We start from the raw sequence: 11,592 nt of genomic DNA, 5'->3' as shown, positions 1-11,592 counted from the left end.
TGACGTGAGCAGAACGCAAATGCAGAAGGTGGTCCCGCCGCGTCTGCTCGTGCCCTATCTGTCGGGCAAGCGCACGGTCATCTCCGGATATGTCTACCGCGTGCAGGACTGCGCGCGACTGAGCACGCCCAGGCAGCTCTTCCACGGGCTCGACCTGTCGTTCGAAGGATCGGAGCTGACGGCCGAGGTGCCCGAGCTGTATGTGATGCGCTGGTACGCGCGCGACGTCGACACCTACGCCGTGCCGTACGGACCGCACATGGGCGGTGACTGGAGCGACACGCCGCCGTTCGCCGGCAACGGCTTCACCACCTCGCGCGAGCACGTGGTGCCGCAGTTCCACACGATGCCGATGCCGATCCCGGCCGGTGCCGAGATCGTCCACGTGAGCCCCGAGTCCGAACGCCCGTTCGCCGCCTACGACGGGCTGACCTGGCGGCCCGCGGCATGAGTGTTCCCATCACCTCGGGTTTCGTGGCGCGCTTCGAGGAGCGCACCTTTCCCACCGCGCTCGGCCCGGACAGCGACGAGGTCGTGCTGTTCAGCGAGGAGGAACTGGCGGGCTTCGAGGCCGCCTCCGGCTACTGGCGGCGCACGGTCAAGCGGGCCGACGTCGAGTGGCTGGTGCTGGTGCGCACGGTGGCGGCGTTCGGCGGCGAGCCCTGCATCGTGCTGGACGAGGACGAGGACGGCCTGCACATCGCCTACACCGGCCACAGCGGCATGAAGGCCGAGACCCTGGGCTACTGGATGGTCGACCACGGCGCCTACGAGGTCGTGGTGCCCCGCGAGGAAGTGTTCTCGATCAGGGTCGAACGCATCCCCGTGCCCTAGCGGTCAGGCGTCGAAGGTGCGGCGGGCGGTCTCGATGTGGCCGAAGTACTGGTGGGTCCAGCCGCACATCAGGTCGACCGTCGCCCGCAGGGCCTGGCCCGGCTGGGTGAGCGTGTACTCGACCCGCGGCGGCACGGTGGGGTGCACCTTCCGCATGGCCAGGCCGTTGCGCTCCAGCATGCGCAGGTTCTGGGTGAGCATCTTGTGGCTGATGCCCTCGACCTCGTTCCGCAGTTCGCTGAAGCGGAGGGTGCGCTCGCCGAGCGCCTCGATGATCAGCAGCGCCCACTTGTTGGCGACGTCCGAGAAGATCTCCCTCGCCAGGGAGTCCGCGCGCCTGAGGTCCGCCTCGTCCGCCGTTCCGCTGTACTGCTTGGCCACCATCAGGCTCCCAGCCTCTCACAAGTGCACGTCAGCCAAGACTCTCCTATGGTTCCCGAGTAACCGCAAGAGAGCACAGCGGCCGCCATCACCGACTAAGCGATGACATTTCCGCATTCCTTGTCAACCGATGCGTTATCCGTGGGTCTATAGGGGCGTGAACCGACAAACGACCTCGGTCGCGCCGGTGCGGGAGGCGCCGCCGTCGTTCGCCGAACTGTTCGCCGTCCACTATCAGCCCCTGGTACGGCTGGCCGGACTGCTGGGCGCCGACGACCCCGAGGACATCGCCCAGGAGGCGTTCGCCCGCCTGCACACCGGGCAGTTGCGCGACGACGGCGCGGCCGTGGCCTACCTGCGCGCGATCGTCTGCAACCTCACCCGCAACCGTCTGCGCCACCTGCGCCTGACACGGCTGCGCCGCCCCGAGCCGCCGGAGCCGGCGCGCAGCAGCGAGCAGTCGGTCATCCTCGCCGAGGAGCACCGGGAACTGCTGGAGGCGCTCGACCGGCTCCCCCGCCGCCAGCGGGAGGCGCTGGTGCTGCGCTACTGGCTGGACCTTTCCGAACGTGAGATCGCCGCGGCCATGGGCGTCTCGCCCGGTTCGGTGAAGACGCATGCGAGCAGGGGCCTGGCCGCGCTCGGCCGGGCGCTCGAGGAGGACGCGTGACCCCCCTGGAGGAGCGGCTGAAGGCCGCGCTGGACGCTCGCGCCCAGACCTACGAGGCCGGCCAGAACGCCTGGCTGAGCGTGCGCGCGCGCACGCCGCTGCCACCGCGGAGAGGTCGCTGGCTGCTGGCGGCGATCCCGGTCGCGGTGATCGCGCTGTTCGTTCCTGTCCTGCTCAACGGGGGCCTGGGCAGGAACTCGGCGGCCGATCCCGGCACGCTTCAGCGGCGGCTGATGACAGGGCTGACACCGGTGGGGGAGCCGGTGGAGCTCGACGGCCTGAAGCTGTGGTTCGCCAAGGGCAAGCTCGGCAATCCGCAGTTCTGCGCGCTGTCCGGGCGGGGGCGGGAGCCGGTCGGCTCCTGCGCGCCCGTCCACGGCATGGGACCGGGCACCTACGAGGGCTCGGCGGCCGGGAAGGACGCCGCCACGGTCCTCGACTACGGCCTGGCCCAGCCGGAGAGCGCCGGGGTCAGGGCGGTGACGGGGGACGGACGGCGGATCGCGGGGGCGGTGCACCGGGTGCCGGGGGCGCCGATGGTGATCTGGAGTGTGAGTTTCGCGGCCGCCGAGCAGGTCACCAAGGTGGAGTTCCTGGACGCGGCGCAGCGGGTGCTCGGGGAGATGCCCCGGGCGATGCTGACGAGCCGTTCGCGCAAGGCCAAGCCGGCCGGCCTGCCGTACGAGATGGCGGGTGGGCTGTCGCTGCGGCCCTACCAGGTTCCGAACGACACCCAGCCCGGCGCGACCGACCTGGAGGTGATCTGGACGCGCGCCGGCAAGGAGGTGGGCTCGATACCGCTCAAGGAGGCGTACCTGTGGAAGGGCGGCGCCGCGGACCGGCCGTGGCCGGTCCGTCTTCAGGCCGAGGACGGCGTGGTGTTCGGCGCGGCCCGACCCGACGTCGCGCGCATCGTGTGGACGCGGGAAGGCCGCGAGCTGACGCTGACCCCGCGGCCCGACCCGTGGGGGCTGAACCTGGGCCTGTTCGCGCTGACGGCCGACGCCCGGGACGAGGATCGCCGGCACACGCTGGTCGCCTACGACGCGCGGGGCGCGGAGATCTGGCGCGACGACCCGCCGCCGGAAAAGCAGGAGGAGTTCGCCTTCTCCGGCGAGCGGATCAGCGACAAGATCGTCGTGCCGGGCACGGAGGACTTCTCCTTCGGGCCGGTCGAGCTGTGGTTCACGAAGAACACCGACGGGACGCTGCTGTGCGCCTCCGGGGGCGTGCGGCCGGAGGGACGCAAGTCCGGCGGCTGCTCCACGATCGAGCTCGACCGCCGGTTCTCCTCCAGGGACTTCCTCGCCACCTACCTGCCGGAGCCGGGCGCCGTGCTGGCCTACGGCGCCCTGTCGCCCGCGACCGAGGCGGTCACGGCGGTCACCGTCGACGGCACCCGCATTCCCGCCCAGATCCTGAAGGTCAAGGGCGGACCGGCGGCGGTGTGGGCGGTCCGGCACCCGGCGAACGTCAAGATCGCCGCCTTCGCCCACCGGGAGAAGGGCCGCGAGCTCGAACGCGTCGACGTGTGGGACCACAACTGCTCGCAGATCCCCACGCGGGAAGGCGCAGGCCAGGCCCTGCCCGGCGGCGTGTCGGCACACCTGCGGGCCCCGATGTGCCTGCACTTCTGGAAGGACGGCAAGGTGCTGCCCGGCTCCTTCGAGCGCCTGCCCGGGACGAACCTGCGCGCGATCGTCGGCCTTGAGCAGCCCGTGCAGTGGAGCCAGCACAAGGACACCTGGTACGGCTTCGCCCTTCCCGGCACCGCCCGGATCGAGGGCGCGTCCAGGAGCGGCAGGGTCGCCGCCGAGACCGTCCCCGACCCGTGGGGACACGGCGTGGCGATGTTCGCCGCACCGGTCCCCGACGGGGTGGCCAAGAAGGGCCTGCACTGGCCGGACCTCTCCTTCACCGGCTACGACGCCGCCGGGAAGGTGCTGTGGACGTGGGACAGGGCGGGACTCAGCTAGAGGGCGCCAGGTCGCGGCGGCGCAGCACCACCAGCCCCGCCGCGGCCAGCGCCGCCGCCACCGCGGTCAGCCCCAGCAGCGCCGCGGCCGGCGCGCCCCGGCCCAGCAGCAGCGCGGGCACGTGCACGAACGGCGACAGCTCCAGCACGAACCCGTCGGCCAGCTTGAACTCCGCCACCAGGTCGACGGCCAGGATCAGGCCCAGCACGCTCCAGCTGACCGCGGCGGCCAGCCGCGGCAGCACGCCGAACAGCAGGACCGCCACCCCGACCACGGTCCAGACCGCGGGCAGGTAGGCGAGCGTGGCGCCCGCGACGCGCAGCGGGGCGCCGTCGTAGGCGAGCCCGGCCACACCGCCGAGCACCGCCAGCAGCAGCGCCGGCCCGAAGACCGCGTAGAAGAGGTGGCCGAGCGCCCAGTGCAGGCGGCCGACCGGCGTGGAGAGCAGCAGGTCGGCCCGGCCCGCCGCCTCCTCCGCGCGGGCGCGCAGCGCCGAGACCAGCGCGGCCCCGGCGACGAGCTGGCTCATGACGTAGAGGATGAACGTGAAGAACACGTCGGAGACGCCGGCGCCGGGTCCGCCGATGGTCTCGGCGAGCTGCCGGAGCGTCTGCGTGTCCAGCTGAGTGTCCAGGCCGCGCGCCGAGAATCCGATCATGCCGCCGATCGCCGCGAAGCCGATCGTGAACCCGATCAGCGTGCCCCGGTGCAGGCGCCCGGCCAGCGCGAACGCGCCGCCCAGCGAGCCCTCGGCCGGTCCCGCGCGGGTGGGCAGCAGGCCGCCGGCCAGGTCGCGCCGGGCCGACAGCGCGAACGCCGCCGCCCCCGCCACCGCGACGAACACCACCACCACGGCCAGCACCCACCAATGGTCGCCGCCGTAGGGCCGGGTCAGGCGGACCCAGCCGAACGGCGACAGCCAGGCGAGCCAGCCGATGCCGCCGGAGTCGGCCAGCGAGCGGATGCCGAAGAAGACGCCGCTGGTGGCGATCGCGATGCCGCGGGCCGTACCGGATCCGGCGGTGAGCTGCGCGGCGACGGCGGCCACGGCCGCGAGGCACCAGCCCGCGGCGGCGCTGGAGAGACCGAACAGCAGCGACGAGCCGGCGGGCAGGCCGTTGGCGACCAGGCCGGGCACGCTGAGCAGGCCCAGCAGCAGGTTCGCCGCCAGCACCACCACGAGGGCGGCGGCCAGGGGCGCGTGGCGGCCGACGACGCCGGAGGACAGCAGGTCGCGGCGGCCCGTCTCCTCCTCGACGCGGGTGTGGCGGATGACGAGCAGGATGCTGATCAGGCCGCCGATCAGCGCACCGGAGGAGCCGAGCGTCCAGGCGGTCAGGCCGCCGACGCTCGCGTCGTAGATGACGCCGCGGGTGGCCAGCTGGGCGGGGCTGTTCATCGAGGCGTGGGTGAAGGCGTCGAGCGCGGCCTGGTCGGTGTAGAGGCGGACGGTGCTGGCGGCGATGGTGGCCGGGAGCACCGCGCTGATGAGGATCCAGACCGGCAGCAGGACGCGGTCGCGCCGCAGGATGAGCCGGATCAGCGCACCGAGGCCGGTCATCGCGCCGACCCCTCGTAGTGACGCAGGAACAGCTCTTCCAGCGTCGGCGGCTGGCTGGTCAGCGAACGCACGCCCGCCCTGGCCAGCTCGGTGAGGACCGGGGTGAGCGCCGCGCCGTCGACCTGGCAGCGCAGCCGGTCGCCGTCCACGGTGAGCTCGTGCACGCCGGGCAGCCGCGCGAGGCCGTCGGCCGGGCCGATGAGCTCGGCCGTGACCGAGGTGCGGGTGAGGTGGCGCAGGTCGGCGAGGCTGCCCGACTCGACGGTACGGCCGGCGCGGATGATGGACACGCGGTCGCACAGCGTCTCCACCTCCGACAGGATGTGGCTGGACAGCAGCACGGTGCGGCCGCGGTCCTTCTCCTCCTGGACGCAGTCGTTGAAGACCGCCTCCATCAGCGGGTCCAGGCCGGAGGTGGGCTCGTCCAGGATCAGCAGCTCGACGTCGGAGGCGAAGGCGGCCACGAGCGCGACCTTCTGCCGGTTGCCCTTGGAGTAGGTGCGGCAGCGTTTGCGCGGATCGAGTTCGAACCGGTCGAGCAGTTCGGCCCTGCGGCGCGGGTCGAGGCCGCCGCGTACCCGGCCGAGCAGGTCGATGACCTCGCCGCCGCTCAGCGAGGGCCACAGGGTGACGTCGCCGGGCACGTAGGCGAGGCGGCGGTGCAGCTCGGTCGCGTCCCGCCAGGGGTCGCCGCCGAGCAGCTCGACCTCGCCGCCGTCTGAGCGCATCTGGCCGAGCAGGACGCGGATGGTGGTGGTCTTGCCTGCGCCGTTGGGGCCGAGGAAGCCGTGCACCTCTCCCGTCTTGACGCTGAGGTTCAGGCCGTCCAGGGCCCTGGCCTGGCCGAACGTCTTGACCAGGCCCTTGGCGCGTACAGCGGTGCTCATTGGCGTTCCTCGAACTTCTCCAAGCCTGTCCGCGCCTGCTCGAACAGCTCGCGGCCCAGGAATTCCGGTTTGATCAGGTCGAGCTGGGCCTTGCCCACGCGCAGGGCCCCGTCGGGGGAGAACATGGGCACGCCGAGCGCGCGGGTGACGTGCTCGTGCAGCACGGTGATGCCGAGCTTCATGGCGGTCAGCACGGTCGCGCGGGCGCGGTGGTCGACGCCGCTGTCGTCGAGCTTGGACAGGTGTTCCTCGGTGACGCTGACGAGCTGGTCGAACATGGCCGCCGCGCCGGGCGAGCCGTCCACGAGGGCCCGGCCGAGGTAGTGCATGAGGGGCGGAGCGGTGCGGTGGACGCTCTCGATGAAGTCGGGATCTTCCAGGTTGTGGTCGGTGACCCCGGCCTTCGCCTGGGCGCGCATGTAGGACAGGACGTACTCGTCGCACGCTTCGCGCAGTTGGTCCTTGGAGCCGAAGTGGTGCTGGACCAGGCCGGGCGAGACCCCGGCCGCTTCGGCGATGCCGCGGATCGTGGTGGCTCTGACGCCCTTGTCGGCGAACAGCGCCATGGCGACGTCCCGGATACGGGCGCGTGCCGTCAGATCCTCATCAGAAACTGGTCGCATGTCCAACATGCTATACGCATGTATTGGCGACCATACAAGTGTCCAGTCATATTTTTTCGTGTCAAAGCGCGCGATAGCGCGATCTCCTGGCCTCCTTACGCTCCTGCGGGCTCAACCGGAGCACCGTGGCGATCTCGTACTCCAGCGCCCTGCCCACCCGCTCGGCGAACGCCCTCGGCTCGTAGGCGGCGTCGGGCAGCTCCGGCACGACCCGGTCGACGATGCCGTTCCTGCGCAGGTCCGTCGCGCGTACACCCTGGGCCTGGGCGATCTCCGGGGCGAAGTCGACGCTGCGGTAGAGGATCGCCGAAGAGCCCTCCGGCGGCAGCGGCGACAGCCAGGCGTGCTGGGCTGCCAGCACGCGGTCGGCCGGCAGCAGCGCCAGCGCGGCGCCTCCCGCCCCCTCCCCCATCAGCAGGCAGACCGTCGGCGCCTCCAGCGAGACCATGTCGGCCAGGCAGCGCGCGATCTCCGCGGCCAGGCCGCCCTCCTCGGCCGCCTTCGACAGCGCCGCGCCCGCCGTGTCGATCACCGTGACCAGCGGCAGCCCCAGCTCGGCGGCCAGCCGCATGCCGCGCCTGGCCACCCGCAACCCCGCCGGGCCCAGCGGCGCGCCGACCCGCTGGCGGCGCCGGTCCTGGCCGAGCACGACCGCCGGTGCCGCCCCGAACCTGGCCAGCGCCAGGAGCAGGCCGGGCTCGTTCTCGCCCTCGCCGCTGCCGTTGAGCGGGGTGACGTCGGTGGCGGCCAGCTTGAGCAGCGTGCGCACGCCCGGCCGGTCGTCGCGCCGGGAGCGGGTGATGGCCTCCCACGCCTCCACCGGCCGCAGGTCCTCCTCGGGCGGCCGGCCCGGGTCGAGCTCCTCCGCCCGCGCGCACAGCACGCTCAGCGCGCGCACCGCGATCGTCCGCGCCGCCTCGGCCGAGACCACCGCGTCGACCAGGCCGTGGCGGTAGAGGTTCTCGGCCACCTGCACGCCCTCGGGGAACGGATAGCCGTGCAGCGACTCGAACACCCTCGGCCCGAGAAAGCCGATCAGCGCCCCCGGCTCGGCCGCCGTCACGTGGCCGAGCGAGCCCCACGACGCGAACACCCCGCCCGTCGTGGGATGCCGCAGATACACCAGGTACGGCAGGCCCGCCGCCCGGTGCGCCTGCACCGCGGCGGTGACCTTCACCATCTGCACGAAAGCCAGAGCGCCCTCCTGCATCCTGGTGCCGCCGGAGGCGGGCGCGGCCAGCAGGGGCAGCCCCTCGGCGGTCGCCCGCTCCACCGCCGCGGCGATCCGCTCGGCCGCGGCGACCCCGATCGAACCGGCCAGGAAGGAGAACTCGCTGGCCACCACGGCCACCCGCCGGCCGTCGAGCCGTCCTTCGCCGGTCACGACCGACTCGTCGTAGCCGGACTTGACGCGGGCGGCGGCCAGTTCGTCGGCGTAGGAGGAGTCGGGGCGCACCGGGTCGACCGGCGGCGCGTCCCAGGAACGCCAGGAGCCCTCGTCCAGGACCGCGCGGATCAGGGCGTGCGCGTCGGGACGGCTGTCGATCATCGCTCCCGCTCTTCCAGCCAGGCCAGGACCGCGTCGCCGTCCTGGCCCAGCTCGGGCGGGGCGGTGTGCTCGGCCGGCGGCAGGCCGTCGAAGCGCAGCGGCGGGCCCGGCAGCTCGATGCGGCCCAGGACCGGGTGCTCCACGGTGACGAGCAGGCCCTGGGAGCGGGTCTGGTCCCAGGCGTAGACCTCGTCGAGGGAGCGGATGGCGCCGGCCGGGACGCCCAGTTCGCCGAGCGCGGCCAGCCAGTGGGCGCGGTCGTGGGCGGCCAGGGCTTTCTCCATGTCCTGGATGAGGTCCTCGCGGTGGCGGAAGCGGTCGCGGTTGGTGCGATATTTCGCGATATCTGGGTCTATGCCGAGGAGGGTGGCGACTTTTCGCCATTGAGTCTCATTCGCGACGGCGATCTGGAGCATGCCGCCGGCGCAGTGGAAGGCCCCGTACGGGGCGATGGAGACGTGGTGGTTGCCGTTGGCCCGCGGGACCTGGCCGCCGACCGTCCAGGCGGTGCCGTGGTAGGAGTGCACGCCGGTCACCGCGGCCAGCAGGGAGGTCCGTACGATCCGGCCCTCGCCGGTGCGCTCGCGCTCGTACAGGGCGGCGGCCACGCCGTACGCGCCGTGGATGCCCGCGAGCAGGTCGGCGATCGAGGCCCCCACGCGGTAGGGCTCCTCCGCGCTGGGACCGGTCAGCGACATCAGCCCCGCCTCGCCCTGCGCGATCTGGTCGTAGCCCGGCCGCCCGCCCTCCGGGCCGTCGTGCCCGAACCCCGTGATGGACAGGACCACCAGCCGCGGGTTGAGCTCAAGCAGCCGTTCCACGGCGAGGCCGAGCCGGTCGAGCACCCCGGTGCGGAAGTTCTCGATGAGCACGTCGCTCTGCCGGACCAGGCGCTCGATCAGCGCCCTGCCGCCGTCGCTCTTGAGGTCGACGGCGACCGACAGCTTGTTGCGGTTGGCCGCCAGGAAGTACGTGGAGATGTCATGCTCCGGCCCGACGAACGGCGGTCCCCAGCCCCGCGACTCGTCACCCCCGTCAGGGTGCTCCACCTTGATCACCTTGGCGCCCAGGTCACCGAGCATCTGGGCGGCGTGCGGACCCGCGAGGGCCCTGGACAGATCGAGCACGACGATGTCGCCTAGGGGTCCGAGCAAGATCAACCTCCATCCCGGGGAAAGTCAATATTCTCAGCTTGCCAGGTCCTTTCTGTCGCCCCCTACCCTCGACAGCGTGCAAACCCTCGCCCAGCGCATCAGCGACCTCCCGCCGTCGTGCGGCCCGGTCCGCCTCGTGGCCGTCGACGGGCCCGCCGGCGCGGGCAAGACCACGTTCGCGGGACGGCTGGGCAAGGCGCTCGACTGCCAGGTGATCCACAGCGACGACTTCCCCGTGCCGTGGCCGGAGGGCCCCGGCGCCTGGTTCGCGGCGTTGCGCGAGCAGGTCCTGGACCCGCTGTCGGCGGGCCGCCCCGGACGCTTCCGCCGCTACGACTGGCACCGCGCACGCTACACGACGTGGCTCGACGTCCCGCCCGCTCCGGTCCTGGTGATCGAGGGCGTGGGTACGGCCCGCCGCGACGCCGACCACCTCCTGGCCTTCCGGGTCTGGCTGGAGGCCGCACGCGCGACCCGCTGGGACCGTGTGCGGGCCAGGGACGGCGTCGGCCTGGAGGCGGAGTGGCAGGCGTGGTTCGCCGCGGAGGACCGCTGGTTCGCCGACGACGCCACCCGATCCCGAGCCGACCTCGTCATGTCCACCTGACTGTAAAGGATGGCCATAACCCCGGCCACCCACCACATTGCTATACCAAATCCTATACAGAATCCCGGCGGATGGCCTTTACCCTCGACGGAGTCCCTTCCCCGCAGCGAAAGGCCGTTCGCGATGGCGCCGTTACCGCAGCCACGGACCCTCCACCTGACGATCTGCGCCACGCTCCTCACCGCGGTCGCGGCCATCGGCGTCAGCGCCGTGGCCCAGGCCACCGCCACCACGCAGGAGGCGCACCCGGTCGCGGTCACGATCCGCGACGTCGCGGGCAAACCGGTCGGCACTCTCGCCCTGCGGGCGGAGGGATACACCAAGTCGCGCCTGTCGGTCACCGTCAAGGGCCTGCCCCCGGGCTACCACGGCTTCCACGTCCACACGACCGGCATCTGCGACCCCGCCGCCATCGACCCGGCGACCGGCAAGGTGTCCCCGTTTTACACCGCCGGCGGCCACTTCGACCTCGGCGGCTCCACCCACTCGCACCACTCGGGCGACCTGCCGCCGCTGCTGGTCGCCGCGGACGGCTCCGGCACGGCCTCGGTGGTCACCGACCGCTTCCGGGTCCGCCAGCTCACCGACGCCGACGGCAGCGCCGTCATCGTGCACGCCCTGCCCGACAACCTGGCCAACATCCCCGAGCGCTACAGCGCCACCGGCCCGGACGAGGCCACCCAGCGCACGGGCGACGCGGGCGGCCGGATCGCCTGCGGCCCGATCAAGTAGCCGCCCGCCACCGCTCCCCGGCCGCCGCATTGGCCCGTGCGGCGTCCGGGGACTAGGGTTGCCGCCTCGACCGGGAACGCACGCCTTCGAGACCCGGCGCGACCGACCGGAGAGGCGGACGATCCTGATGAACGACGACTTGGCGGCGATGGCCCGTTCCATCATCGACGCCAACGTGTACGTGACGCTCGCGACCGCCGGCCGGGACGGCACCCCGTGGGCCAGCCCGGTGTTCTTCGCCCACGACGGCTACCGCGACTTCTACTGGGTCTCCTCCCCCGAAACCGTCCACTCCGGGAACCTGGCGGTCCGCCCTCGGCTGAGCATGGTCGTCTTCGACTCCCAGGTCACCCCGGGAAGCGGCCAGGCGGTCTACATGTCGGCCACGGCCAGGCAGGTCACCGACCTGGAGCCCGCCCTGGCCGTCTACCCGGGCGACCCGGCGCGCGGCGGGCGTCCCATGACCCCCGAGCACCTGAGCGCGCCCCACCCCTACCGCCTCTACGTGGCGCGCGCCGAGGACCACCACGTGCTGTGCCCACGCGAGACGGGCGTGCCCTGCTCACCCCACGGCCTGTCCTACGATCACCGCATCGCCGTGACCCCCTGAACCACGAC

The 11,592-nt window shown here is 72.5% G+C and carries 13 protein-coding genes; 7 read left to right on the top strand and 6 right to left on the bottom strand.

Annotated elements, in window-relative coordinates; all coding sequences use genetic code 11:
* Nucleotides 1–4: 4 nt before the first annotated feature.
* A complete protein-coding gene (locus ACIBI5_RS03500) occupies nt 5–451 on the top strand; it encodes a hypothetical protein (RefSeq protein WP_312896416.1) in 447 nt (148 codons plus the stop codon).
* Nucleotides 448–834, top strand: coding sequence for a hypothetical protein (locus ACIBI5_RS03495; RefSeq protein WP_397242735.1), 387 nt, complete (start codon nt 448–450; stop codon nt 832–834). Before ACIBI5_RS03500 ends, ACIBI5_RS03495 begins: the two co-directional genes overlap by 4 nt.
* Nucleotides 835–837: 3 nt before the next feature.
* On the opposite strand, the gene ACIBI5_RS03490 is transcribed toward ACIBI5_RS03495, so the two are convergent.
* Complete coding sequence (locus tag ACIBI5_RS03490) at nt 838–1,218, bottom strand: winged helix-turn-helix transcriptional regulator (protein WP_397242733.1); 381 nt, start codon at nt 1,216–1,218, stop codon at nt 838–840.
* A gap of 154 nt (nt 1,219–1,372) precedes the next feature.
* Between ACIBI5_RS03490 and ACIBI5_RS03485 the strand changes: the two genes are divergently transcribed.
* Nucleotides 1,373–1,885: an RNA polymerase sigma factor gene (locus tag ACIBI5_RS03485; RefSeq protein ID WP_397242731.1), complete on the top strand. Its 513-nt coding sequence runs from the start codon at nt 1,373–1,375 to the stop codon at nt 1,883–1,885.
* Complete coding sequence (locus ACIBI5_RS03480; protein WP_397242729.1) at nt 1,882–3,861, top strand: hypothetical protein; 1,980 nt, start codon at nt 1,882–1,884, stop codon at nt 3,859–3,861. Before ACIBI5_RS03485 ends, ACIBI5_RS03480 begins: the two co-directional genes overlap by 4 nt.
* On the opposite strand, the gene ACIBI5_RS03475 is transcribed toward ACIBI5_RS03480, so the two are convergent.
* The 5 genes from ACIBI5_RS03475 to ACIBI5_RS03455 all read right to left on the bottom strand — a co-directional run bounded on the left by ACIBI5_RS03475 (nt 3,854) and on the right by ACIBI5_RS03455 (nt 9,635).
* Entirely contained in the window at nt 3,854–5,422 is a 1,569-nt protein-coding gene (locus ACIBI5_RS03475; RefSeq protein WP_397242727.1) for an ABC transporter permease, read from the bottom strand. The genes ACIBI5_RS03480 and ACIBI5_RS03475 overlap by 8 nt on opposite strands.
* Nucleotides 5,419–6,309: an ATP-binding cassette domain-containing protein gene (locus tag ACIBI5_RS03470; protein ID WP_397242725.1), complete on the bottom strand. Its 891-nt coding sequence runs from the start codon at nt 6,307–6,309 to the stop codon at nt 5,419–5,421. The genes ACIBI5_RS03475 and ACIBI5_RS03470 overlap by 4 nt, the downstream gene beginning before the upstream one ends.
* The gene (locus tag ACIBI5_RS03465) at nt 6,306–6,932 is read right to left on the bottom strand and encodes a TetR/AcrR family transcriptional regulator (RefSeq protein ID WP_397242723.1); all 627 of its coding nucleotides are present in this window, start codon (nt 6,930–6,932) and stop codon (nt 6,306–6,308) included. The genes ACIBI5_RS03470 and ACIBI5_RS03465 overlap by 4 nt, the downstream gene beginning before the upstream one ends.
* Nucleotides 6,933–6,993: 61 nt before the next feature.
* The gene (locus ACIBI5_RS03460; protein ID WP_397242721.1) at nt 6,994–8,481 is read right to left on the bottom strand and encodes a carboxyl transferase domain-containing protein; all 1,488 of its coding nucleotides are present in this window, start codon (nt 8,479–8,481) and stop codon (nt 6,994–6,996) included.
* Nucleotides 8,478–9,635: a CaiB/BaiF CoA transferase family protein gene (locus tag ACIBI5_RS03455; RefSeq protein ID WP_397242719.1), complete on the bottom strand. Its 1,158-nt coding sequence runs from the start codon at nt 9,633–9,635 to the stop codon at nt 8,478–8,480. Before ACIBI5_RS03455 ends, ACIBI5_RS03460 begins: the two co-directional genes overlap by 4 nt.
* Before the next feature lie 76 nt (nt 9,636–9,711).
* On the opposite strand from ACIBI5_RS03455, the gene ACIBI5_RS03450 reads away from it, so the two are divergent.
* From ACIBI5_RS03450 to ACIBI5_RS03440, 3 genes are all read left to right on the top strand, one after another.
* Nucleotides 9,712–10,242 (top strand): uridine kinase, encoded by a 531-nt coding sequence (locus tag ACIBI5_RS03450; protein ID WP_397242717.1) that lies wholly within the window; start codon nt 9,712–9,714, stop codon nt 10,240–10,242.
* Between the two features lie 123 nt (nt 10,243–10,365).
* On the top strand, nt 10,366–10,974 hold the full coding sequence (locus tag ACIBI5_RS03445) for a superoxide dismutase family protein (RefSeq protein WP_397242715.1): 609 nt from the start codon (nt 10,366–10,368) through the stop codon (nt 10,972–10,974).
* Between the two features lie 127 nt (nt 10,975–11,101).
* The gene (locus tag ACIBI5_RS03440) at nt 11,102–11,584 is read left to right on the top strand and encodes a pyridoxamine 5'-phosphate oxidase family protein (RefSeq protein WP_397242713.1); all 483 of its coding nucleotides are present in this window, start codon (nt 11,102–11,104) and stop codon (nt 11,582–11,584) included.
* Nucleotides 11,585–11,592 lie beyond the last annotated feature (8 nt).

Origin of the sequence: Nonomuraea sp. NPDC050540 (assembly GCF_044457485.1) — a bacterium.
In the GTDB taxonomy this organism is placed as follows: Bacteria; Actinomycetota; Actinomycetes; order Streptosporangiales; family Streptosporangiaceae; genus Nonomuraea.
The sequence above is the reverse complement of the archived record's forward strand: the minus strand, read 5'-3'. Positions and strand labels throughout refer to the sequence as shown.

Excerpts from the sequence above, each read along its gene's own strand:
- ACIBI5_RS03495 (WP_397242735.1), top strand. The coding sequence starts at position 448 with ATGAGTGTTCCCATCACCTCGGGTTTCGTGGCGCGCTTCGAGGAGCGC.
- ACIBI5_RS03490 (WP_397242733.1), bottom strand. The coding sequence starts at position 1,218 with ATGGTGGCCAAGCAGTACAGCGGAACGGCGGACGAGGCGGACCTCAGG.
- ACIBI5_RS03475 (WP_397242727.1), bottom strand. The coding sequence starts at position 5,422 with ATGACCGGCCTCGGTGCGCTGATCCGGCTCATCCTGCGGCGCGACCGC.
- ACIBI5_RS03470 (WP_397242725.1), bottom strand. The coding sequence starts at position 6,309 with ATGAGCACCGCTGTACGCGCCAAGGGCCTGGTCAAGACGTTCGGCCAG.
- ACIBI5_RS03465 (WP_397242723.1), bottom strand. The coding sequence starts at position 6,932 with ATGCGACCAGTTTCTGATGAGGATCTGACGGCACGCGCCCGTATCCGG.
- ACIBI5_RS03460 (WP_397242721.1), bottom strand. The coding sequence starts at position 8,481 with ATGATCGACAGCCGTCCCGACGCGCACGCCCTGATCCGCGCGGTCCTG.
- ACIBI5_RS03445 (WP_397242715.1), top strand. The coding sequence starts at position 10,366 with ATGGCGCCGTTACCGCAGCCACGGACCCTCCACCTGACGATCTGCGCC.
- ACIBI5_RS03440 (WP_397242713.1), top strand. The coding sequence starts at position 11,102 with ATGAACGACGACTTGGCGGCGATGGCCCGTTCCATCATCGACGCCAAC.